The 22062-nt window shown below is 67.7% G+C and carries 19 protein-coding genes; 3 read left to right on the forward strand and 16 right to left on the reverse strand.

What is annotated here, in order from left to right:
- Window positions 1-21 precede the first annotated feature (21 nt).
- The 6 genes from U1F38_RS11635 to U1F38_RS11660 are packed head-to-tail and all read right to left on the reverse strand — an operon-like array spanning window position 22 to window position 7046.
- Window positions 22-885 carry a prephenate dehydratase gene (locus tag U1F38_RS11635; protein ID WP_409987222.1) on the reverse strand — a complete coding sequence of 288 codons (864 nt, stop codon included), beginning with the start codon at window positions 883-885 and terminating at the stop codon, window positions 22-24.
- A 57-nt stretch (window positions 886-942) separates the two neighbouring features.
- Window positions 943-2322: an amidase family protein gene (locus tag U1F38_RS11640; RefSeq protein WP_409987223.1), complete on the reverse strand. Its 1380-nt coding sequence runs from the start codon at window positions 2320-2322 to the stop codon at window positions 943-945.
- Window positions 2303-3058: an ABC transporter ATP-binding protein gene (locus tag U1F38_RS11645; protein WP_409987224.1), complete on the reverse strand. Its 756-nt coding sequence runs from the start codon at window positions 3056-3058 to the stop codon at window positions 2303-2305. Before U1F38_RS11645 ends, U1F38_RS11640 begins: the two co-directional genes overlap by 20 nt.
- A complete protein-coding gene (locus U1F38_RS11650) occupies window positions 3055-4857 on the reverse strand; it encodes an ABC transporter permease subunit (RefSeq protein WP_409987225.1) in 1803 nt (600 codons plus the stop codon). The genes U1F38_RS11645 and U1F38_RS11650 overlap by 4 nt, the downstream gene beginning before the upstream one ends.
- Window positions 4832-5860, reverse strand: coding sequence for a branched-chain amino acid ABC transporter permease (locus U1F38_RS11655; protein ID WP_409987226.1), 1029 nt, complete (start codon window positions 5858-5860; stop codon window positions 4832-4834). The genes U1F38_RS11650 and U1F38_RS11655 overlap by 26 nt, the downstream gene beginning before the upstream one ends.
- A 10-nt stretch (window positions 5861-5870) precedes the next feature.
- Complete coding sequence (locus U1F38_RS11660; protein ID WP_409987227.1) at window positions 5871-7046, reverse strand: ABC transporter substrate-binding protein; 1176 nt, start codon at window positions 7044-7046, stop codon at window positions 5871-5873.
- A gap of 243 nt (window positions 7047-7289) precedes the next feature.
- Here U1F38_RS11660 and U1F38_RS11665 point away from each other — a divergent pair, with 243 nt between their 5' ends.
- Both U1F38_RS11665 and U1F38_RS11670 read left to right on the forward strand, forming a co-directional pair.
- Complete coding sequence (locus tag U1F38_RS11665) at window positions 7290-7430, forward strand: hypothetical protein (RefSeq protein WP_409987228.1); 141 nt, start codon at window positions 7290-7292, stop codon at window positions 7428-7430.
- 50 nt (window positions 7431-7480) lie between these two features.
- Window positions 7481-8683: an acyl-CoA dehydrogenase family protein gene (locus tag U1F38_RS11670; protein ID WP_409987229.1), complete on the forward strand. Its 1203-nt coding sequence runs from the start codon at window positions 7481-7483 to the stop codon at window positions 8681-8683.
- Window positions 8684-8732: 49 nt separating this feature from the next.
- On the opposite strand, the gene U1F38_RS11675 is transcribed toward U1F38_RS11670, so the two are convergent.
- The 5 genes from U1F38_RS11675 to U1F38_RS11695 all read right to left on the reverse strand — a co-directional run bounded on the left by U1F38_RS11675 (window position 8733) and on the right by U1F38_RS11695 (window position 14711).
- Window positions 8733-9914, reverse strand: coding sequence for an MFS transporter (locus U1F38_RS11675; protein WP_409987230.1), 1182 nt, complete (start codon window positions 9912-9914; stop codon window positions 8733-8735).
- An 88-nt stretch (window positions 9915-10002) separates the two neighbouring features.
- Window positions 10003-11550, reverse strand: a complete 1548-nt coding sequence (gene rmuC / locus U1F38_RS11680; RefSeq protein ID WP_409987231.1) for a DNA recombination protein RmuC — start codon at window positions 11548-11550, stop codon at window positions 10003-10005.
- Window positions 11551-11848: 298 nt separating this feature from the next.
- Window positions 11849-12355, reverse strand: a complete 507-nt coding sequence (locus U1F38_RS11685) for a hypothetical protein (protein ID WP_409987232.1) — start codon at window positions 12353-12355, stop codon at window positions 11849-11851.
- Between the two features lie 154 nt (window positions 12356-12509).
- Window positions 12510-13160 (reverse strand): glutathione S-transferase family protein, encoded by a 651-nt coding sequence (locus U1F38_RS11690; RefSeq protein ID WP_409987233.1) that lies wholly within the window; start codon window positions 13158-13160, stop codon window positions 12510-12512.
- 120 nt (window positions 13161-13280) lie between these two features.
- A complete protein-coding gene (locus U1F38_RS11695) occupies window positions 13281-14711 on the reverse strand; it encodes a phenylacetate--CoA ligase family protein (RefSeq protein ID WP_409987234.1) in 1431 nt (476 codons plus the stop codon).
- 260 nt (window positions 14712-14971) lie between these two features.
- Here U1F38_RS11695 and U1F38_RS11700 point away from each other — a divergent pair, with 260 nt between their 5' ends.
- Complete coding sequence (locus tag U1F38_RS11700; protein WP_409987235.1) at window positions 14972-16780, forward strand: PHA/PHB synthase family protein; 1809 nt, start codon at window positions 14972-14974, stop codon at window positions 16778-16780.
- A 25-nt stretch (window positions 16781-16805) separates the two neighbouring features.
- Here the strand turns inward: U1F38_RS11700 and dmpH are convergent, their stop codons facing one another.
- The 5 genes from dmpH to U1F38_RS11725 all read right to left on the reverse strand — a co-directional run.
- Window positions 16806-17594, reverse strand: coding sequence for a 2-oxo-3-hexenedioate decarboxylase (gene dmpH / locus U1F38_RS11705; RefSeq protein WP_409987236.1), 789 nt, complete (start codon window positions 17592-17594; stop codon window positions 16806-16808).
- A 13-nt stretch (window positions 17595-17607) separates the two neighbouring features.
- On the reverse strand, window positions 17608-18660 hold the full coding sequence (gene dmpG, locus U1F38_RS11710; protein ID WP_409987237.1) for a 4-hydroxy-2-oxovalerate aldolase: 1053 nt from the start codon (window positions 18658-18660) through the stop codon (window positions 17608-17610).
- A gap of 125 nt (window positions 18661-18785) precedes the next feature.
- Window positions 18786-19700 (reverse strand): acetaldehyde dehydrogenase (acetylating), encoded by a 915-nt coding sequence (locus U1F38_RS11715; RefSeq protein ID WP_409987238.1) that lies wholly within the window; start codon window positions 19698-19700, stop codon window positions 18786-18788.
- 166 nt (window positions 19701-19866) lie between these two features.
- Window positions 19867-20649 carry a 2-oxopent-4-enoate hydratase gene (gene dmpE, locus U1F38_RS11720; protein ID WP_409987252.1) on the reverse strand — a complete coding sequence of 261 codons (783 nt, stop codon included), beginning with the start codon at window positions 20647-20649 and terminating at the stop codon, window positions 19867-19869.
- A gap of 62 nt (window positions 20650-20711) precedes the next feature.
- The coding region (locus U1F38_RS11725) for a 2-hydroxymuconic semialdehyde dehydrogenase (RefSeq protein ID WP_409987239.1) at window positions 20712-22062 on the reverse strand (1351 nt) is incomplete at its 5' end.

Here is a 22062-nt window from a genome sequence, read left to right on the forward strand (position 1 = left end):
CGTGATCTTCAACGAAGGCTGTCATTTTCGAGGGTACGAGCCGAGTACACGGATGTCGCTGCGGGTCTGGACAAACGCGGCGAGCTTGCCTTGTGCGGCATGGCCTGCGACTTCGATCAGGTAGCGATGGGTATCGAGGGTCTTTTTGCTCGGGCGCTCGTAGATCGTCAAAATCTGAACACCGGCCTGATGGAACGACGCCAGAACGCCGTCGAGCGTGTCGTCCGAAGCATTGACCAGCAGTGACGTCTTGTCATTGCCCGTCGGCGCAGGCATGGCCCGCCCAAGCACCCACCACCGGGTCACGTTGTGCGGGCCTTGCTCGATGCCATCGACCAGCGAGACCAGGGGGTACACCAAGGCCCCAACCTTGGGACCGAAAGATGCCTTGTCGAGCGTTTGGCTCCTGGCGACAGCCTGGGCTGCCGCGCCCCCACTGGCCGCTTCGACCCGACGCACGTTCGGCATCTCGCGATCCAGCCATGGTTTGACCTCTTCGAACGCCACCGGATGAGCCAGAACTTCCTTGATGTCCTCGCGCCGAGTCCCTGGTCTGACCAACAGGCTGTAGCCGAGCATCTTCGGGTACTCGGCCACGATCGTGACACTCGGGAGATCGAGCACCGCATCCAGGTACGGGGTGACACCCACCACCGACGTCGTCACGGGCACGCAGGCCTTCTCCACCTTGCCATCGTGGAAATCGCTGAACAATTCCTCGCGCGAACGTGGCACAAGGTCCTTGTCGCCGAAAAGATCGAGGCAGGCCTGGTGCGTCCAGGAGCCCGCGGGCCCGAGGTAGGCGATGGGTCCGGCGCAAGCCGGCTTTGTGAGCAGCATTCCGAAAAGAACCCCAAAAGCTGCCAGTTTTTTCCAACAATTCATTGAAACGTCTCCATGTCAACGGTCAGTGGTGGCGTGCCGCTGAATCGCGAGCAGGCCTCAGGGCCGCTCCCCCAGCACGATGGGCCGCTCCCGCTCCAGCCAGGCCGCCAGCGCCAGCACGACCTCGTCATGCCCCTTGGCACCCACGAGCTGAAGCCCCATGGGCAAGGCCGCTCCGCGCGGCCAGATCGGAAAGGACAGCGCCGGGGCCTGGGTCAGGTTGAACGCCGGCGTCAATGGATTCCACGACATCCAGTTGTCGTCAGGCCAGTCCACCGGCGTATTGCGCCCCGCTTCGAAGGGAAGGATCGACATGGTCGGAAGCATCAACACGTCGATTTCGTTGAACAGTCCATACAGCTCAGCGGCCAGGGCGTCGCGCGCCTGGCGCATGGCCAGCACGTCCGGCAAGCCGGCGCGCTCCAGCGGCGCAACGAACCTCAGCAAGCCAGGGTCCATCTGCAGTCGTGCCGTTTCAGGAACCGCCTGCACCGCCGCGCGGCAGCCCAGTGAATAGAAGAAGGCTCCCACCTGCGTCGCACGGCGCACATCGAAGTCAACCGGCTTGATCTCGAACCCCGCGGTCGAGAGCAAGCCAAGCGCTTCGTCCATGCCTTGGCGGACCACCCGGTCGCTGTCTTTCCAGTGTTTCTCCAAAAGCAGTCCGATGCGCAACCCCTGCGCATCCGGAATATCCCCGAACGAAACGTGCCGCATTCCCAAGGAAGACCAGTCCCCCGCATGCGAGCCGCTGACGATCTGCATGACATCCGCCAGTTCGGCGACGCTGGCCGCAATCGGACCCGCATGGACCACGTCGAAGAACGCACTGGGCGGCGGCACCAGCGGGATGCGGCCAAAGCTCGGCTTCAGGGCAACCGTCCCGGTGAAGGCGGCGGGGATGCGCACCGAACCGCCGGCATCACTGCCGAGCGAGACGCGCACCACGCCCGCCGCCACGGCAGCGGCGCACCCGCCGCTGCTGCCGCCGGGCGTCAATTGCGGGTTGAGCGGATTGCGCGTGATTCCGTAGCCTGGGCTGTCGGTGACGCCTTTCCAGTTGAATTCGGGCGCGCGCGTCTTGCCCAGCAGCACCACGCCCGCGCGCAACAGGCGCTCAACGAACACCGCGCTCTGCGCAGCCGGCTCGGAGGGCGTCACCAGCGAGCCCCGGCGCGTCGGCCAGCCCTGCACCGCGGCAAACTCCTTCACCGTGAACGGCATGCCATCCAATGGACTCAAGGGTTCGCCCTTGGCCCAGCGCGCCTGCGATGCCGACGCGATGGCCAGCGCGCGTTCCGCATCGATCAGCGCAAACGCATTCAAGCGCTGTTGAACCTGCTCGGCGTGCGCCAGCGCCGACCGGGTCACGTCCAGCGGCGACAACGCACCCGTCCGGTAGGCGGCCCGCAGCGCGCTATACGGCTGTCGATGCATTTGCCGACTCCCTGGTCGCACTGGCGGACCCCAAGTAGATCGCGGACAGCTGAGGATCGCCGGCCAGTTCGGGCCCGGTGCCCTGTTTGACGATCCGCCCCAGCTCGATCAGGTAGGCGCGGTCCGCAACCCGCAGCGCCAGGCGCGCGTTCTGCTCGACCAGAACCACCGTCAAGCCCTCCTGGCGCTTGTGCTCGACGATGACGTTCATGATCTGCTGCACGATCAGGGGCGCCAGTCCGATGGACGGTTCATCCAGAAGCAGAACCTTGGGCCGGGCGATCAATGCACGGCCGATGGCCACCATTTGCTGCTGCCCCCCGGACAGGGTTCCGGCCAGCTGGGCCTTGCGCTCTTCCAGGATGGGAAAGAGCGCGTAGATGCGCTTGAGTTCCTGGGCGAAATTGAGCTTGGCGCGATTGGCATAGGTGCCGAGCTCCAGGTTCTCCTGTACGGTCATCGAGTTGAACAGCGAGCGCTTTTCCGGCACCAGGTACATGCCGCGCCGCACGCGCTCCTCGACCGGCGTGCGGCCCAGGTCAACGCCGGCCAGCGACACGGCGCCGGCGTCGGCCAGCAACGCGCCCATCACGGCCTTGAGCAGCGTGGTCTTGCCGGCGCCGTTGGCCCCGATCAGCGAAACCAGATCGCCTTGCGCCACCTTGAACGAAATGCCGTTGACGGCCTGGATCCGCCCGTAAGAAACGGACAAGGCCTCGACTTCGAGCATCGTCATGTCTCGGCCCCCAGGTACGCATTGATCACGCCCGGATGGCGCTGAATCTCGTCTGGCCGGCCTTGCGCGAGCAGCATGCCGAAATTCAGCACGAAGATGTAGTCCGCGCAGTTCATGACCAGTTCCATGTCGTGCTCGACCAGCAGGATGGTCATGCCCGACTCGTCTCGCAGGGATTGCAGCAGGCGACCCAGGCGTTCCTTCTCGGGGGCGCGCAGCCCCGCCGCCGGTTCATCCAGCAACAGGACGGACGGCCGCGCCAGCAAAGCGCGGGCAACCTCGATGAGGCGCTGGCTGCCCAAGGGCAGATCAGACACCCGGGTGTACGCGACGTCCAGCAGGCCCACGCGTTTCAACGCCACCAAGGCTTCGTCGCTCAGTGCCGCCTCTTCCGCCCGGTCGAGACCGAAGGCCGCTGAAAACAACCCGGCACGGCCCCGGCTGTAGCCGCCGATCAGCACGTTCTGCAGAACGTTGAGTTCCTGCACCAGTTGCACGTGCTGGAAGGTGCGTGCCACGCCCTGTTTCACGACGTCCTGACTGGTCTTGGGCAGCGGCTGGCCATTGAGCGTGACCGATCCGCTGGTGGCTTCGAAGACGTGCGTCAGGACATTGAACAGGGTCGACTTGCCGGCACCGTTGGGGCCGATCAGGCCGGTGATCGCGCCGCCCGGGATGGCGACGCTCACGTCCGACAGGGCAGTGAGCCCACCGAACTTCTTGGTCACGTTGTGGGCCGCCAGCGCAGCAGGCGCACGCCGGGACGGCTCGGCCTGGGCGGGCGTTCCGGCATCCGGCAGCGGGGGCTTGCGCTCCTGCGTGGGAATCAACGACAACAAGCCATCCGGCCACTTCAGCAGCATCGTGATCAGCAACACACCGAACACCATCGTTTCCACCTGACCGGGCAACTCCAGCACCCGCGCGATGACGTGCTGGGCCGCAAGCTCGATGAGCATGAAGAAGGCGGCGCCCAACACGGCACCCAGCGGTCCCGCCACCCCGCCCAGAACCGCCATGATCAGGAAACTGACCGAAGGAATGAGCGAAAACGTCGACGGGCTCAAGAACTGCATGTAGCACGCATACAGCGCACCGGCCAGACCGGCGAGCGCGGCCGACAGCACGAAGATGCGAGTCCGGGTAGCAGGCACATGGACCCCGAAGGCACCGACCATCACGCTGTTGCTTCGCAGCGCGCGTGCCACCCGCCCCACCCGACCCCGGTAAATGCGCGCATAGCCAATCAACAGCAGCGCCACGATGACCCAGATCACGGTGGCGGTTGCCCGGGTGCTGAACGCATGGCCGAACACGGACAGCGGCCGCACGTCGGTGAGGCCCGATGCGCCACCGGTGATGTCGACGGCCGCGACAAAGCACACCGTGATCGCCATGCCGTAGGCCAGCGTCGCCAGCGGCAGGTAATGCCCCTTGAGTTGAAGCGTGAGCTTGGCCAGAACGTAGCCGACCAGCGTGCACAGCAGCACGGCACACGGAATCGCCAGCAGCACCGGCATGCCCAAGCGCATGCTCAACAGCGCAGAGCCGTAGGCCCCAAGGCCCACGAACGCCGCATGCCCGAGCGAGATCTGCCCCGACGCCATCAGAAAGCCCAGGCCGATCACCACGATGGCATGAACCCCCAAAACGGCCACCAGGCCCACGTAGTAGGTGGAGGCTGCCAGCAGCAGCACAACCACCAGCGCGCCCACCGCGCCGAGGACAAGCCGCTGCGGATCCACCCGGCGCGCGGACGGCGCCTTGACGCGCTCAGTGTTCATCGAGTTCATCACCATGGTAGGCGTTGCGCCACAAAAGAATGGGGATCACCAGGGCGAACACCCAGGCGTCGCGGAATGCGCTGCTGAAGAACGCCGAAAAGGACTCGAAGATGCCGACCAGGAACACCCCGACCAGCGACAGCGGATAGGTCACCAGTCCCCCCGTCACGGCGCCGACGAAGCCCTTGATGCCGACAATGAAGCCCATTTCGTAGTGGGCCGTCACCAGCGGCGCCAGCAGCATGCCGCCGAGCGCGGACATGCCCGCCGCGATGAAGTAGCTGAGCCGGCCGACGGTGCCGACGGGCACGCCGCAGTACAGTGCCCCTTCGCGGTTGATCGAAGCTGCCCGCAGCGCCTTGCCATACAGCGAATGACGGAAAAAGACAAACAGGGCGAGCGTCATGACCACGGCGGCAGACAGGATCAGGAGGGACTGGACCGCCAGGTCCGCCGGCCCCAGGCTGACCCGGGCGTCACTGATCGGATTGACCGTCAGGGACTCCGTGCCCCAGAGCAGCAGGCCCAGCGGCTGCAGGATCAGCGTGACGCCCACGCTGCATGTCAGCAGCACCACGATGGAGGCACCCGGATTGGGCTCGACCGTCAATTGATAGACCAGCGGCCCCATGGCCGCGACCAGCAACAGGGCCGCCAGCATCTGAAGCGGCATCGAATGCGAATGGCTGGCCGCGAACACCAGTGCGCACAGGATGATGGCGGCGGCCAGGTACCTCACCAAGGGTGCCAGCAGGCTGCGTTTGTAGGCGCGGGCCCGCCGCAGGTCGATCACAAGGCACACGGCACCAATCCCGAGCACGACATAGAGCAAAGGCGTCAGCGTGCCCGCCGCCAGGCTGGCAAACGCCAGCGCGCCGAACGTCAGAAAGTCGCCCTGCGCGACGTTGACCACGCGCGTGGTGGTGTAGACCAGCACGAGGGACAGGGCCACCAGCGCATAGACCGCCCCATTCGTGATGCCGTCCAGCCCCAGAAAGATGGCGGTCGAACTGTCCATGGCCAGCGGCCTATTCCTTGATCAATCGAAACTGGCCGTTCTTGATTTGCGTCAGGAACAGCGTGCGCTCGTCCAGGCCGACGTGATCGGTCGGCGTGAAGTTGAATATGCCGACCGCGCCGGCGTATTCGTGCGTCTTCTCCAATTCGTCGCGCAGATCCTTGCGCGTCTGCTCGAGGTCGCCCTTCTTGCCGGAGGCCACGTAGCGCCGGATGGCGTCGACGGAAAGCCCCACGGCGTCATAGGCCTGCACGGCAAACATCTCGGCCTTGCCCTCGCCGTACTTGGCGTCGTACGCCTTGACGAAATCGCCGATCGACTTGCGCAGCGGGTTGTCAGCAGCCAGTTCCCGATACACCGTGATCGGCATCACCCCAACGATCGCGCCCTCCACCGCCGCCTTGCCGATGGTGACGAAGGCCGTGGTTGCCGAACCGGCGCCGTGGTAGATCGGACCCTTGTAGCCGACGCGCTTGAGTGCTTCATGCACCAGGGACGCGGATGGCGGGATCGCGTGGATGTACACCGCGTCGGGTTTGGCCTGCATCGTCTTCAGCGCCTGGGGGGTGAAGTTGGTGTCCGCGCGCGCAAAGCGCTCGGACGACACGATCTTGATGCCCTTCTTTCCGGCCAGCGCCTTCAGCTCGTCCCAGCCGCCCTCGCCATAGGCATCTTCCAGTCCGAGGAACGCCACGGTCTTCACCCCGTGCTTGGCCATGTAGTCGAGCGTGTGACCGATCATCAGCCGGTCGGTGACGGGGGTCTTGAACATGTACCGCTTTTCCGCCGGTGGCTCCACGACGGCGGCACCCGAGGCCATGGCGATGGTGGACACATGGCCCGCCTCCGACACCTTGGCCACCGCCAGCGACGAGGGCGTGGTGGTGCAGCACACGATCATGGCCGCACCGTCCTCCTGGATCAGCTTGCGCACATTGTTGACCGACTTGGTGGGGTCCGAGGCGTCGTCGTACTGAATGAACTCGACCTTGAACGGCAGGTCCTTGCGCGCCGCCAGTTGCTCTCGATACAGCTCGATGGCCGCGTTGGCGGGCGCAGCAATCGTCGCTGCCGCGCCGGTGCTCGCCGTCACCACGCCAATCTTGAACACCGGAAGACCCTGGGCCTGAGCCATCGCGCCGCCCACCATGAGGATGGCCCCAGAAATCAGCTTCGAAACTTTCATGAATGCTCCGCAAAGAAGGCACTGAAACAGGTGCGGTGGTGCCCGCCAGGATCCGCGCTGGAAATTCTGGAGGAGCGCTCTCGGCGTCTCTGTATCTGGTGATACACGAGGCAGCGACACCCGGGCATTCATCTACGCGCCTCGGCGATGGCACCCGCTGCCGCTCGCCTGTATCTGCCGATACAGCCCTGACGCATGGCTGCCTTCCAAAATGCCGCCCATCGACACACTTGGAACGCCGCCATGTTCAAGACCGCAGGTTCCTGCAAGTCCCGCGCTCCCGGGGGCCGCTTCGTCACGGGCGAAGTCGCCGACAAGGTGTCGTTCGACCCGCCGGCCCTCGCCCTGATTCACGCCGGTGGCAAGCACATGGATGTCGATTGATGTTGCGCGTGATGCGCGTCCCGCAAGCCACTTTCACCCGGAGCCCACGCATGCAGAACAGCCCCCTCACGCCCTTGCCCACTGCCGAAGAACTGGTGCAGCGCGCGCAGGCAATGATTCCCGAACTCCGCGAACGGGGCCCCGGCCATGACGCCGACAAGCGCATCTCCGACGAGGTCGCGAGCAGTCTTCGCCAGGCCGGGTTCTTTCGCATCTGCCAATCGACCGAGAACGGCGGCTACGGCATGCGCCCGTCCACGTTGTGGCGCGTCACGCGCGAGATCGCGCGCGGCGACAGCGCGACGGCATGGATCCTCTCCCTGGCGGGCCTGCACCCGTGGATGGCCGGCATGTTTCCGGCGCAGGCGCAGGACGAGGTCTTTGCAGGCGGCAAGGACGCCGTCGTGATTGCGCTGACCGGCAACGTTGGCCGCGGCGTCCAGGCCCGGCTGGAGGACGGCCACTACGTTCTGGACGGCAAGTGGAGCTACGCCTCCGGCATCGACGTCGCCGACTGGGCCGCCACCCTGGTGGAGGTGCCCACCGACGACGGCGCCAAGGAATTGCGGCTGCTGCTGGTGCCGCAGTCCAGCTTCCGCATCGACCATGAAAGCTGGAACGTCTTCGGCATGAAGGGCACCGGCAGCAAGGACGCATACCTGGCCGGCGAGCGAGTCCCGCTGTACCGGACGATCAAGTGGGCCGACGTGCAGTCCAATCGGTTCCCGGGCCTGGAGCGCAACCAGGGGCCGATGTACCGGATTCCCCACACCAGCCTGTTCGTGATGTCGGTGGCCGCAGCGGCGGTGGCGGTGGCGACCGGAATTCTCGATCTTTACGTCGAGACCATCCGCAAGCGCATCCCCGTGGGCCTGAACGCGCCCCAGACCGAGGACCGCTTCTCGCTGGCGGAACTGGGCGCGGCCGGCGCAAGGATCGAAGCCGCCTTCAGCCTGCTGATGCACGACGTGGACGAGATGTGGGACCAGGCCAGCGCGGGCATTGCGTTCACCGTGGCGCAGCGCACCCGCTACCGCACCGATGGCCCCATCATCTGCGACATGGCCCTGAACGCCGCCGACGCCCTGATCCGAAACCTGGGCGGCAGCCTCATGCCCCTGGGCCCGCTCGAGCGCAGCTTTCGCGACCTGCACGCGATGGCCTCGCACTTTCTCATGCAGGTGACCCCCGCCGCGGAATTGCACGGGCGCGCCCTGCTGGGACTGCCCCTGCCCCAGAACGCGCGCATCTGATCCGGCGGCAGGCCGCTCGCGGGCTTGGGTCCTCTTCCACCGGCGCCCGTCACCCGTGCGGCGCAACCCCCTTGCGCAAGCCCGGCACGGCGCGCGCGCCCACGCCCAGCACGCCGGCCACGATCCAGAACAGGCCGGCGGTGCCGGTGACCGCGCCAATGGAGCCGAACAGCAGCGGCATGGCAAAGCTGGACGCGTTCATGGTGAGCGAGCGCAGCGCCATTGCCTCGCCCTGGCGCGCCGGCGGCGCGACCTCGTGCAGCAGCGACAGCACCATCGGCTGCACCGCACCCAGCGTCAAGCCCAGCAGCGTCGAGCACAGCGCCATGCCGATCGGCCCCTGCGTCCACGGATAGGCCAGCAGGGCCAGCGCCGCCAGCAGCGTGGCGGCGTAGATCACCTGCCACTCGGCAAAGCGACGCGCCAGCAGCGGCAGCGCCATGCGCACCAGGGCTGCGGCAATGGCAAAGGCGCCCATCAGCGCGCCGATGACCGAAGCCTCCAGGCCGCGGTCGTGTCCCAGCAGCGGCAGCACGAAGGTGTGCGAATCCCAGGCCATGCTTTGCAGCCAGTTGGCCAGCAGCAGGCGGCGCAGCGCGGGCAGGCCCAGCAGGTCCCACACCGACTGGCTGGTGCGCGGCTCGATGGCCGGCGCCTGCGGCGCCTCGGGCGCGCGGCGCAACAGCCACCAGCAGGCCAGCGGCAGCGCCGCCAGCGCAGCAAAGGCGATGCGATAGGCGCGCAGATCGCCCGGCTGCGGGCCGGCGTGGTCGATCAGCAGGCCCGCAATCAGCGGACCGGCAAAGTTGGCCGCCGCCGGCGCGATGGCGATCCAGCTGAAGGCCAGCTTGCGCTCGCCGGCGTCGTGCGCCGAGCGCCCCACGTGCCGTTGCAGCGCAATCTGCGCCGTGTTGGCCGACGCCCCCAGCAACAGGGCCGAGCCGCACAGCACCGCGAACACGGGCCACAGCGCGGCCAGGGCGGCGCCCGCCACCGCGGCCGTCACCGCCAGGTTCAGGGGCAGGTGCAGGCCGCGCCGGTCGGCCAAACGCCCGGCCGGCAGCGCCAGGAACACCGCCGACAGCGAATACAGCGCCAGCAGAACCCCCACCGCCGCCGCGCTGTAACCCAGCTTGAGCGCCAGCAGCGGCGCGGCCAGGCGCGAGCCCGTCATGGCGCTGTGCACGCAGATCTGCGCCGACACCAGGCGCAACAGCCCGCGGCCGGTCATGCGTTCGCGCTTTTGCAGGCTGATGGGCCCGATGCCGGCGTGAACGAAGCGCGCGCAGCTATCGTTTTTGAAGTTCCCGGCGACATCGTCAGGCCTCGGGCTCCTCGTCGGCCGCGGCGTCGGGCAGCAGTCGTTGCGCGCCGTCGGCCGGCAGGGCCTCGACCTGCTTGAGCGCCCGGTTCAGCACGTTGGTGCGCGTCTGCGCCTTGTCCAGGGTGTTGAGCACGGTCTGCGTCTGCCGACGCACGTCGCCCAGCACGCCGCCGAACTTGACGAACTCGGTCTTGACCGCGCCCAGCACCTGCCACACCTCGCTGCTGCGCTTTTCCAGCGCCAGGGTGCGAAAACCCATCTGCAGCGAATTGAGCATGGCCAGCAGCGTGGTGGGCCCCGCCAGCGTGACGCGGTGCTCCTGCTGCAGCGCCTGCATCAGGCCCGGGCGGCGCAGCACCTCGGCGTACAGGCCCTCGGTGGGCAAAAACAGGATGGCGAAGTCGGTGGTGTGCGGCGGCTCGACGTATTTGGCGGCGATGTTCTGCGCCTCCAGCCGGATGCGCCGCTCCAGCGCCTTGGCCGCGTCCTCGGCGCCCGCCGCGTCGGCGCGCTGCTGCGCATCCAGCAGGCGCTCGTAGTCCTCGGTCGGAAACTTGGCGTCGATCGGCAGCCACAGCGGCGCGCCGTCGTCCCGGCGCCCGGGCAGGCGAATGGCGAAGTCCACCCGCTCCTTGCTGCCCGGCACCGTGCCGACTTGCTCGGCGTACTGCTCGGGCGCGAACACCTGCTCCAGCAACTGGCCCAGCTGCACCTCGCCGAAGGTGCCGCGTGTCTTGACATTGGCCAGCAGGTGCTTCAAGTCGCCCACGCCCTGCGCCAGGGTCTGCATCTCGCCCAGGCCCTTGTGCACCTGCTCCAGCCGCTCGGCCACCTGCTTGAAGCTCTCGCCCAGGCGCTGCTCCAGCGTGGCGTGCAGCTTCTCGTCCACCGTCTGGCGCATCTGGTCGAGCTTGGCGCTGTTGCTGGTCTGCAGCGCACTCAGTTGCTGCTCCAGCGTGCCGCGCACCTCGGCCAGGCGGCGCGCGTTGGCCTCCGACAAATGCTGCAACTGCTGCGTCAGCGTCTCCGACAGCCCGCCGCGCAGTTGCGCCAGCTGCTGGGCAAAAGCGTCGATCTGCGCGTTTTGCGTACGCGTGGCCTCCTGCGCCTGCTGCGTCATCGTCAAGCCTAGCGCCTGCAGCTGCGCCACCAGGGTGTCGCCCAGGGTGCCGCGCGTTTCCAGCAGTTGCGCGGCCAGCGTGCCGCGCAGTTGCGTGAGCTGCATCGCCAGCGCATCGACCTGCGCGTTTTGCGTGCGCACCGCCTCGGCGCCCTGGCGCGTGACCGCGTCCTGAAACGTGGCCATGCTCTGCGCCAGCTCCTGCCGGCTGCCGCGCGCGCCCTCGCCCATCTCCTGGCGCAAGCCGCGCTCCACCCGCTCGGCCTGGTGCGCCGCCGCCTGCTCCAGCAGCTGCTGAAGCTCGGCCCGCGCGGCCACGTCGGCCGGTCGGCGCGGGCCGCGCAGCAGCAAGGCCAGCACCAGCACGAGGTTGATCAGGGCAAGGCCCAGCGCCGCCCACAGCGCCATCTCAGCGCCGGGCATGGGCTGGGTTGTTCCTGTTTTGATAGCTGCTTGCGCTGGCAGGATAGGCGCTGCAGGCCGAAAAGACTTGTCTTGCGCGCTGCGGCGCGCTGGCAAAAGGGTTCATGCGGGCATTGTAGAAGCGCCGCGCCAGCCGCGCCGCCGTCAGGCCGCCAGCTTGGCCCGCACGCGGCGGCCATGTGCCCAGTCCAGAACCCGTCTGCCAAGGGTGGCACTGCGGACCAACCGCGCCTGCTTTCGCGACGTGAGTCTGTTGCCGGCGCCGCGATGCCAAACCAGTTGAGGCGACTCGCGCACCTCAGTTCGATTTGGGCTTGCCGACCACCGCCGGCCGCGCCGACTCGGCGGTGACCGTGACAACCAGCGGCGTCTTGCCATCCGCATCCAGGCGGATCGTGGTGGCGGCTGCGCGCTGTCCGACGGCGTGCTCGATGTTTTTCTGCATGGCCACACCGTCCTTGGCGCCAGCGACTTCGACCTGGGCCTTTTCGGGCACGGCACCGATCGTGATTTCATACACGACGCCGCTCGGCAAGACAGGGAGCACGCCGAAATCGGCCTGCCCGCTGGCATCGGTCGTGCGCTGCGCCAGACCACCACCGGGCACCTTGCCCAGCGAGACGCCAATGCCTTTGAGCGGCACACCGGCCCAAGCCGGCGCGGCGCACCAAAGCGCCGCCAAAACGCCAACAGTGAACGCGGGCAGAAACAACTTTTTCATCATCGTCTCCAGAGTGAAGGGCTCGGGGCCGTTTCGATCAAGGCCGAAGCCGCGCCCCGTCAAGACTGAACGCAGCGGGCTCACCCGAGGCCGACAGGGATGGGAGAGTGAAAATTTTGATCGGATCTATCCCGCGTCACGGCTGCGTCTCGGACACCTTGCGCCAGTCGCCCAGTTTCACCGGCTCAAAGCCAATGGTTTGAACCTTTGAATGGACGGAAGGCTGGCCCCGCCCCCCCTACCCCCGCACACCCCCCGCCTTGCACGCCGGGTGCAGGCTGCCCGCCGCCGACGGCCGCGCGGCCACGCGCTCAAACCAGGGGCCGATGCGTGGCAGGCCGCGGTTCCAGCGCTGGCCCACGCTGGCGGCAAAGTCCAGCCACACGTACAGCCAGATGTCGGCGATGGAAAAGCGCGCGCCAGCCAGCCAGGGCTGCGCGCCCAGCATGCCGTCCAGCCAGGCCAGGCGGTCTTGGGCCACGCGCTTGAGGCCGGCGGCGGCCTCGGGCGCCAGGGGGATGCGGCCGGCAAAGCGCGCCTGGCCTTCGGCGTAGTGATAGGCGTTGTGGATGTTCTCGGTGATGTTCAGCTCCACGCGGCGTTGCCACTGGCGGGTGGCGGCGCGCTGCTCGGGCGTGGCGCCGATGAGCGCGGGGGTGGGGTGCCGCTCTTCCAGGTATTCCATGATGGCCACCGATTCGGCGATGCAGGTGCCATCGTCCAGCAGCAGCGCGGGCGTTTGACCGGCCGGGTTGTGCTCCAGGTAGGGGGCCTGGCGGTTTTCACCGCTGAAGACGTCGACCTGGCGCATGGGCAGTTGCAGGCGCTTTTCGAGCAGAAACATGCGCAGGGAGCGTGGCGCGGGGCTGAGGGCATCGAGGACGAGCATGGCGATGGGGCGCGGGTTGTAGAATATGATTTTGATAGCTGCTTGCGCCCGATGGGCGGGCGCTGCAGCCCATTTTGGCCTTGATGACAAGCCCCGCCCGCCAGCGGGGCCGTGGCGTGCTTACGCCGCCGCGTCCAGCGCCACCCGGCAGGCCTTGCCGCTGCGCCCGCGCGGCACCTCGCAGCCCAGCTCGGCCAGCACGCGCAGGGGCTGGGCGCCCTGGGCGCGGGCAAAGCGCTGCAGGGCTTCGCGGCAGCGGTCGACGGTGGCGGCGCCCTGCTCGCCATGCAGGCCCAGGCGCAGCACCAGGGTGTCGGGGCCCTGCTGGCGCAGCTGAAAGTCGAACACGCCGCACTCTTCTTCCAGCACGGTGCACAGGGCCAGCGGCAGCAGGGCCACGGTGCGCCCGCTCTGGCATGCGGGCACGTGCATCACGTCGTCGTGGCGGCCCTGCACTTCGATCACCGGCAGCGCCGAGCCGCAGGCGCAGCCCGATCCGTGCCAGGTGATGCGGTCACCCAGGTCGTAGCGGATCAGGGGCTGCACGGTGTTGACCAGGTTGGTCAGCAGCACGCTGTCGGAGCGCTGGCCGGCCGGCACGGGGCGCTGGTGTTCGTCCACCGGCTCCAGCAGCACCCAGTCGGCGTTGACGTGCAGCTGGCCGTGCGCGCACTCCCACGCAATCGGCAGGAACTCGGAGGTGCCGTAGCTGGAGCGCACCACCGCCCGAAACGCGCGCGCCACGTGCTGGCGCACGGCCTGGCTGACGGACTCGCCGCCCATCATCACGCAGCGCGGCGCGATGCGCAGGCGCCCGGCCAGCGCCTCGTCGGCCAGCACGGCGGCGGCCGTCGGGTAGGTGGCCAGAACGGTGGGTTGAAACGCGTTGAGCGCGGGCACCAGCGCGTCCAGCGCCTGCAGCACGCTGAAGCTGCGCGCGTTGAGTGCCAGCCAGGGGTTGATGGCGCGCAGCCGCTCGAAGCTGACCGTGCTGGCAAAGTGCCCGCCCGTGGCCGTGACCAGTGCGTGCCGGTCGCTGGCGCCCATCCAGTCCAGCCCACTCAAGGTGCCCAGCGCCGTCAGCGGCCAGAACGGCAGTGCGGCCGTGCGCGGCGGCGGGCGCTGGCGCGTGGCCTCCAGCGCGTCGTACACCGCCATGGCGCGCGCGTCCTGCACAAAGATGCCCGGCCGCCCGCTGGTGCCCGAGCTTTCCCACACCACGTAGCGACCCAGCCAGGCCTCGCCCGCGCGCGCCGGGTCTTGCGTGAGCGCCTGCAGGTCGTCCAGCCGCAGCGCGGGGTCGGTCACCCAGTCGTCAAAGCGCGCCATCAGCTCGGCGCGCGTGACCGGGGCGACGGACTGGAAGTCGAACGGCCCGTCAAGGCCCCGCAGCCGCTCCTGATACAGGCGCGAGCCCTGCACCGCCGCCAGCAGATTCGCCAGGCGCATCTGCTGGCGGCGGGCCAGCGCGGTGGCCGACGCGTGCGACGCGGCCTGCACGTCCAGCAGCGCCGATTGCAATTGAAGCGGGTCAAAAACGGGGCGCATCATGGGCGCGAAGGCGCCGGCGCGCGGGGCTTGTCTCGATACCTGGCCATCATCTTTCTCCGGTCGATCGGGCGCCCGCGCATGCGGCGGTGCCAGCCCGTCCTGGCTCCCTCCTGCCGCGTGTGTTTGAGTCAACCTTATACGCTTCCGTTGGACCAGACCTTGACCAGGGACAAAAATTCAGCCCTTGCAAACCCGATGGCGGCGCCCGGTTGTCGTTGGCGGGTTACCATGATCTCAAAACTGCCGGAGCCCGCCTCGCCATGGAACGTCGCCCCTCAACCAAGACACGTCCACTGCATCGCGCCGAACCCGCCATGTCGGCCATCGAGGTGGTGCCCGCCGCGCCACCGGAAAGCGAAACCCCCACCCAGCGCCTGGATCGCTTGGCGCAGACCGGCATGGCCACCGCTTTCGGCAACCTCTCGCCCATCGCGCTCGGCCTGGCCTGGGCCGACTGGGCCTGGCACCTGGCCGCATCGCCCGGGCGGCAGATCGAGCTGGCCGGGCTGGCCGCCAAGCTGGCGCTGGAGAGTGTCCGCACGCCGGCCGACGACGACACCGGCCTGCAGGACGACGACCCGCGCTTTCGCGCCGAGGACTGGGCACGCTGGCCCTTCAACCGCTGGCGCGCGGGCTTTCGCCACGCCGAGGCGTTCTGGCGCGAGGCCGCAAAGGTGCCGGGCGTGACCGCGCACCACACGCAGATGGTGGACTTCTTTGCGCGGCAGTGGCTGGACATGATGACGCCGGCCAACCGCCTGCTGACCAACCCCGTGGTGCTGCGGCACACGCTGGAGTCGGGCGGCGCCAACCTGGCGCGCGGGCTGCAGAACTGGTCGGCGGACATGACCGGCGTGCCCACCGAAGAAGACGAAGCCAACGCCGCGCGCTTTGTCGTCGGCGGCAACATCGCCGTCACCCCCGGGAGCGTGGTGTATCGCAACCACCTGATCGAGCTGATCCGCTACGCGCCGCAGACCGCCACGGTGCACCCCGAGCCGGTGGTGATCGTGCCTTCGTGGATCATGAAGTTCTACATCCTCGACCTGTCGCCGCACAACTCGCTGGCGCGGTACCTCGTCAGCCAGGGGCACACGGTATACATGCTGTCCTGGCGCAACCCCGACGAAACCGACCGCGACCTGTCGATGGACGACTACCTGGAGCTGGGCGTGCTGGAGGCCCTACGCGCCGCCGCGCAGGACAGCGCCGGCGCCCGCCTGCACGCCATGGGCTATTGCCTGGGCGGCACGCTGCTGGCCGCCGCCTGCGCCGCGCTGGCGCGCGAGGGCGGCATGCCCGGCTACCCCGACGTGCCCGCGCCCGCCACGCTCACGCTGCTGGCCGCACAGGTCGATTTCTCGGAGCCGGGCGAGCTGGGCCTGCTGATCGACGAAGGCCAGGTCAACCTGCTGGACCACCTGATGCGCGGCCAGGGTTACCTGAGCGGCCGGCAAATGGCCGGCTCGTTCCAGTTTCTGCACTCGCGCGACCTGGTGTGGACGCGGCGCATGCGCGAATACCTGATGGGCGAGCGCGAGCAAGGCAACGACCTGATGGCCTGGAACGCCGACACCACCCGCCTGCCCGCGCGCATGCACCACCAGTACCTGCAATGGCTGTACCTGAACAACAGCCTGGCGCATGGCCGCTATCGCGCCGGCGGGCGGCCCGTGTCGCTGCAGGACCTGCGCATGCCGATCTTCCTGGTCGGCACCGAGCGCGATCACGTCTCGCCCTGGCATTCGGTCTACAAGCTGCACCACCTGAGCGACGCCGAAATCACCTTCGTGCTCACCAGCGGCGGGCACAACGCGGGCATCGTCTCCGAGCCCGGCCATGCCAACCGCCACTACAGCCTGGCCCTGCGCCCGGCCGACGGCGAGTGGATCAGCGCCGAGGACTGGCGCGCCCAGGCTGCGTCGCACGAGGGATCGTGGTGGCCCGCCTGGCAAGTCTGGCTGGCCGCGCACTCGGGCAAGCCGGTGCGCGCCAAGCCCATCCCCGCCCAGGCCAGCCTGGGCGACGCGCCGGGCACGTATGTGATGCAGCGCTACGCCGAGCCTTGATTGGCCGCCGACCCGGGCCTGCCGCTCACACGAAGCGCAGCGACACGCTGCCCATGCCCTGCACGCGCAGTCTCACGTGGTCGCCCGCCTGCACCGACACCGCCTCGGTGGCGCCGCCCGACAGCACCAGCGAGCCCGCCGGCAGGCTCTTGCCGCGCCGGCCCAGGTGGTTGACCAGCATCGCCACGGCCGCGGCCGGATGGCCCAGCACGGCGGCGCCGGCGCCCAGGGCCACGGGCACGCCGTTTTTCTCCAGCACCAGGCCTGCGGTGCGCAAGTCCACGCTGCGCGCATCCACCGCATGACCGCCGACGACGAAGCGCACGGCCGAGGTGTTGTCGGCAATCACACTCTTGACGTCGAACTTGAAGTCGCGATAGCGGCTGTCGATGACCTCGATGCCGGGCAGCACGATGTCGCTGGCGGCCAGCACGCTGGCGATGTTGCAGCCGGGGCCCCTCAGCTCCGCGCGGGTGACGAAGGCGATCTCGGGCTCGACCTTGGGGTGGATCAGCTCGCTCACCTTGACCTCGCCGCCGTCGGCCACGGTAAATTCATCGACCAGAAAGCCGAACACCGGATCGCTCACGCCCATTTGCTTCATCTTGGCGTGCGACGTGAGCCCCGCCTTGTAGCCCGCCACGCGCGCGCCGCCCTTGAGCTTGGCGGCCAGGATGCGGTCCTGGATGGCGTACGCATCGTCGAAATCCATCTGCGGATGCTCGTCCGTGATCTTGGGCGTGTCGCGCGTCTCGCGCTGGCAGGCGTGCAGGTGCCTGGCCAGTTGGTCGAGCGTCTTGGAACTGAGAGCCATGGTGATGCGCCTTTCAGGCCGTTTGTGGTTGTCTGGCTTGCCCAGCGCGCTTCGCTTTCGAGAGCGTTAGGGCTGCGTCCTCGATCATGTCCTCCTGCCCGCCCACGCAGCCGCGGCGGCCCATCTCGACCAAAATCTCGCGCGCCGGCACGCCGTATTTCTTCTCGGCGCGCTTGGCAAACAGCAGGAAGGAGCCGTACACCCCCGCATAGCCCAGCGTCAGCGCGTCACGGTCGATGCGGATGGGGAAGTCCATGATCGGCACCACCAGGTCTTCGGCCACGTCCTGAATCTTGAACACGTCGACCCCGGTCTGCACGCCCATCATGTCCAGCACCGCGACCAGCACCTCCATGGGGGTGTTGCCCGCGCCCGCGCCCAGGCCGGCGCTGGCGGCATCCACGCGGTTGGCACCCATCTCGATCGCGGTGATGGAGTTGGCCACGCCCATGGCCAGGTTGTGGTGGGCGTGGAAGCCCAGTTCGGTCTCGGGCTTGAGCGCCTGGCGCACGGCGCCCAGCTTGGCGCGCACGTCCTCGGGCAGCATGTGGCCGGCCGAGTCGGTGATGTAGATGCAGTTGGCGCCGTAGCCTTCCATCAATTTTGCCTGCTTGACCAAACCTTCGGGGCTGTTCATGTGACTCATCATCAGAAAGCCGACGGTGTCCATGCCCAGCTTGCGCGCCATGGTGATGTGCTGCTCGCTCACGTCGGCCTCGGTGCAGTGCGTGGCCACACGGATGGTGTGCACGCCCACGTCGTGCGCCATCTTCAAATGGTCCACTGTGCCGATGCCCGGCAGCAGCAGCGCCGAGACCTTGGCGTGCTTCATCAGCGGGATCACGGCTTTCAGGTATTCCTCGTCGCTGTGCGCGGCAAAGCCGTAGTTGACCGAGTTGCCGCCCAGGCCGTCGCCGTGGGTGACTTCGATCAGGGGCATGCCGGCCGCGTCCAGCGCGGTGGCGATGGTCTTCATCTGCTCGATCGTGATCTGGTGCTGCTTGGGGTGCATGCCGTCGCGCAGCGCCATTTCGTGCAGGGTGACTTTTTTGCCTTTGATGCTCATGTCATGTTCCTCTTCTGTCTTCAAGCCCCTTCCCCCTCTGGGGGAAGGTTGGGATGGGGGCGCGCCACGTGGCTGGTGACGCTGAACCCCACCCCTGCCCTCCCCCAGCGGGGGAGGGAGAAAAATCAGGCGATGGCCGGTTCCAGCTTGAGCTTGCCCGCCAAAATTTCCTCGGCAAACATCTCGGCGGTGCGCGCGGCGGCGGCCGTCATGATGTCCAGGTTGCCGGAGTATTTGGGCAGATAGTCGCCCAGGCCTTCCACTTCCAGAAAGACCGACACGCGCCTGCCGTCGAACACCGGGCCATTGACCAGCTTGTAGCCTGGCACGTACTTCTGCACCTCGGCAATCATCTTGTGAATGCTGTCGGTGATGGCGGCCTGGTCGGGCTCGCCCTCGGTCAGGCAGTGCACGGTGTCGCGCATGATCAGCGGCGGCTCGGCCGGGTTGATGATGATGATGGCCTTGCCCTTTTTGGCGCCGCCCACCTTCTCGATCGCGCCCGCCGTGGTGCGGGTGAACTCGTCGATGTTCTTGCGCGTGCCGGGGCCGGCGGACTTGCTGGACACGGTGGCCACGATCTCGGCATAGGCCACCGGCTGCACGCGGCTGACGGCTGCAACCATGGGGATGGTGGCCTGGCCGCCGCAGGTGACCATGTTGACGTTCATCTCGGCCTGGCCGACATGCTCTTTCAGGTTCACGGGAGGCACGCAGTAGGGGCCAATGGCGGCGGGCGTCAAGTCGATCATCATCGCGCCCTGCTCGGTCACCTTGCGCGAATTCTCGGCGTGCACGTAGGCGCTGGTGGCGTCAAACACGATCTGAACGCCATCGGCCTTGATGTGCGGCACCAGGCCGTCCACGCCGTCGGCGGTGGTCTTGATGCCCATCTCCTGAGCGCGCTTGAGGCCGTCGGACGTGGGGTCGATGCCCACCATCCACACCGGCTCCAGCACCGGGCTGCGCTGCAGCTTGGCCAGCAGATCGGTGCCGATGTTGCCGGGGCCGATCAGGGCGCACTTGATTTTCTTGCTCATTGCTTTTCTCCAAACAGTGCGGTCATCGCACCCGCGGCGTTGAATGCCTGCGTAGCCCAGGCCAGCGGACGCCGCGCAAGGGCCGCCCCGCCGCGCTGGCGTCGTCCCCCTTCCCGCGCGCAAGCGCGAGAGAAGGGGGAAGCGGCGAAGCCGCTCAGGGGGTTGTTCATATGAACCGCACGCCGCAGCCGCCAATGCCGCCGATGGTCACGCGCAGGTTGTCGCCCGCCTTGACCGGCACCATGATGCCCAGCGAGCCCGACAGAACCACTTCGCCCGCCTCCAGCGCGATGCCGTGCGCGCCCAGCGTGTTGGCCAGCCAGGCCACGGCGTTGGCTGGGTGGCCCATGGCGGCGGCGCCGGCGCCGGTGGCGACGATCTCGCCGTTTTTCTCAAGCACCATGCCGCAGGTGGTCAGGTCCACGTCGCGCACGTCCACCAGCCGGTCGCCCAGCACGAACACGCCGCAGCTGGCGTTGTCGGCCACGGTGTCCTGGATCTTGATCTTCCAGTCCTGGATGCGCGAATCGACGATCTCGAAGCAGGCCATCACGCCGTCGGTGGCGGCCAGCACGTCGGCCACGCTGATGCCGGGGCCCTTGAGCGTCTTCTTCAGCACAAAGGCGATCTCGCCCTCGGCCTTGGGCTGGATCAGGCGGCTCATGGGGATGGCCTCGCCCTCGCCGTAGACCATGGCGTCGGTCAGCCAGCCAAAGTCGGGCTGGTCCACGCCCAGCATGTCCATCACGGCCTGGCTGGTCACGCCGATCTTCTTGCCGATCACCTTCTCGCCGGCATCCAGGCGCCGCGCCATCAGGCGCTGCTGGATGGCGTAGGCGTCGTCGACGGTGATGCCCGCGTGCTGGCTGGTCAACGGCGGCAGCGTGGTGCAGGCGGTGAGCGCATCGAACAGCGCATCGCCCAGCTTCTTGATCTGACTTGCTTGCATCATTGACTATGAAAAAATGAGCTGATTGCGCTCGGTGGGTGCGGCCTGAAGCCCGATTCGGCTCAAAACTTCACCATCACGTTGCGCAGGTCGGTGTAAAACTCGAAGGAGTGTAGCCCGCCTTCGCGCCCGATGCCCGACTGTTTGGAACCGCCAAACGAGGTGCGCAGATCGCGCAGGAACCAGCTGTTGATCCACGCCAGACCCACGTGAATGCCCTGCGCCATGCGGTTGGCGCGGCCGATGTCCTGCGTGTAGATCGAGGTGGCCAGGCCGTAGCGGTTGGTGTTGACCTTGGCCAGCACTTCGTCTTCGCTGTCGAAGGGACTGACGTGGCAGCAGGGGCCGAAGATTTCATCGACGACCACGCTCGCGGTCTCGGGCAGGCCGGTCCAGATGGTGGGCTGCACCCAGCAGCCGTCCTTCAGCGCGGCCGGCATGTCGGGCACGCCACCGCCCGTCACCACCGTGGCCCCCTCCTCGCGCGCCTTGGCGTAGTAGGACAGCACCTTGGCCTGGTGCTCCTTGCTGATGACGGGGCCGATCCGGGTGGCGGCGTCGAACGGCAGGCCAGGCGTCATGGTTTCGGCCTTTTGCTTGAGCGCGGCGACGAACTTGTCGAACAGCGGGCGTTCCACATAAACGCGCTCTGTGCCCAGGCAGACCTGGCCGGCGTTTTCGAAGCACGAGCGGGTGACGGTGTCCACCGCCACCTGAAAGTCGCAGTCGGCAAACACCACGGCCGCGTTCTTGCCGCCCAGCTCCATCGACACCGGGCGAATGCCCTCGGCCGCCGCCTTCATGATCGCCGTGCCGGTGCGCGTTTCGCCGGTGAAGGTAATGCCGTTGACGTCGGGATGCGTGGTGAGGAATTCGCCCGCCGAATCGGGCCCGAAGCCGTGCACCACGTTGTACACGCCCTTGGGCACGCCCACCGCGTTCATCACCTCGCCCAGCAGCGTTGTCGTCGCCGGCGTTTCCTCCGATGGCTTGACGACCACCGTGTTGCCGCAAGCCAGCGCCGGGCCCACCTTCCAGGTCATCAGCAGCAGCGGCAGGTTCCACGGGCACACCACCGCAATCACGCCGCGCGGCACGCGCACGCCGTAGCTGAGTGCTGTCTTGCCGTCGGGCGTCTGCATGGTGAACGACTCGGTGGACACACTTTTGATGGTGTCGATGAACACCTGGAAGTTGGCCGCGCCGCGCGGAATGTCGACGTGCGAGGCCAGGTGATGGGGCTTGCCCGTGTCGGCAATCTCGGCCTGCAAAAAGTCGTCGAAGCGCCGGTTGATCTCCAGCGCCAGTGCGTCCAGCAGCTTGCAGCGTTCGGTGACCGAGATGCGGCCCCAGTCGCCCTTGAGCGCCGCCTTGGCCGCCGCCACCGCGGCATCCACCTCCGGCCGGCCGGCC

Source organism: Ottowia sp. (genome assembly GCF_046348305.1).
Lineage (GTDB): Bacteria > Pseudomonadota > Gammaproteobacteria > Burkholderiales > Burkholderiaceae_C > Ottowia.

Bases quoted from the DNA above. Each gene is read 5' to 3' on its own strand.
- U1F38_RS11635 (WP_409987222.1), bottom strand. From the start codon at position 885: ATGAATTGTTGGAAAAAACTGGCAGCTTTTGGGGTTCTTTTCGGAATG.
- U1F38_RS11640 (WP_409987223.1), bottom strand. From the start codon at position 2,322: ATGCATCGACAGCCGTATAGCGCGCTGCGGGCCGCCTACCGGACGGGT.
- U1F38_RS11645 (WP_409987224.1), bottom strand. From the start codon at position 3,058: ATGACGATGCTCGAAGTCGAGGCCTTGTCCGTTTCTTACGGGCGGATC.
- U1F38_RS11650 (WP_409987225.1), bottom strand. From the start codon at position 4,857: ATGGTGATGAACTCGATGAACACTGAGCGCGTCAAGGCGCCGTCCGCG.
- U1F38_RS11655 (WP_409987226.1), bottom strand. From the start codon at position 5,860: ATGGACAGTTCGACCGCCATCTTTCTGGGGCTGGACGGCATCACGAAT.
- U1F38_RS11660 (WP_409987227.1), bottom strand. From the start codon at position 7,046: ATGAAAGTTTCGAAGCTGATTTCTGGGGCCATCCTCATGGTGGGCGGC.
- U1F38_RS11665 (WP_409987228.1), top strand. From the start codon at position 7,290: ATGTTCAAGACCGCAGGTTCCTGCAAGTCCCGCGCTCCCGGGGGCCGC.
- U1F38_RS11670 (WP_409987229.1), top strand. From the start codon at position 7,481: ATGCAGAACAGCCCCCTCACGCCCTTGCCCACTGCCGAAGAACTGGTG.
- U1F38_RS11675 (WP_409987230.1), bottom strand. From the start codon at position 9,914: ATGACCGGCCGCGGGCTGTTGCGCCTGGTGTCGGCGCAGATCTGCGTG.
- rmuC (WP_409987231.1), bottom strand. From the start codon at position 11,550: ATGCCCGGCGCTGAGATGGCGCTGTGGGCGGCGCTGGGCCTTGCCCTG.
- U1F38_RS11690 (WP_409987233.1), bottom strand. From the start codon at position 13,160: ATGCTCGTCCTCGATGCCCTCAGCCCCGCGCCACGCTCCCTGCGCATG.
- U1F38_RS11695 (WP_409987234.1), bottom strand. From the start codon at position 14,711: ATGATGCGCCCCGTTTTTGACCCGCTTCAATTGCAATCGGCGCTGCTG.
- U1F38_RS11700 (WP_409987235.1), top strand. From the start codon at position 14,972: ATGGAACGTCGCCCCTCAACCAAGACACGTCCACTGCATCGCGCCGAA.
- dmpH (WP_409987236.1), bottom strand. From the start codon at position 17,594: ATGGCTCTCAGTTCCAAGACGCTCGACCAACTGGCCAGGCACCTGCAC.
- dmpG (WP_409987237.1), bottom strand. From the start codon at position 18,660: ATGAGCATCAAAGGCAAAAAAGTCACCCTGCACGAAATGGCGCTGCGC.
- U1F38_RS11715 (WP_409987238.1), bottom strand. From the start codon at position 19,700: ATGAGCAAGAAAATCAAGTGCGCCCTGATCGGCCCCGGCAACATCGGC.
- dmpE (WP_409987252.1), bottom strand. From the start codon at position 20,649: ATGCAAGCAAGTCAGATCAAGAAGCTGGGCGATGCGCTGTTCGATGCG.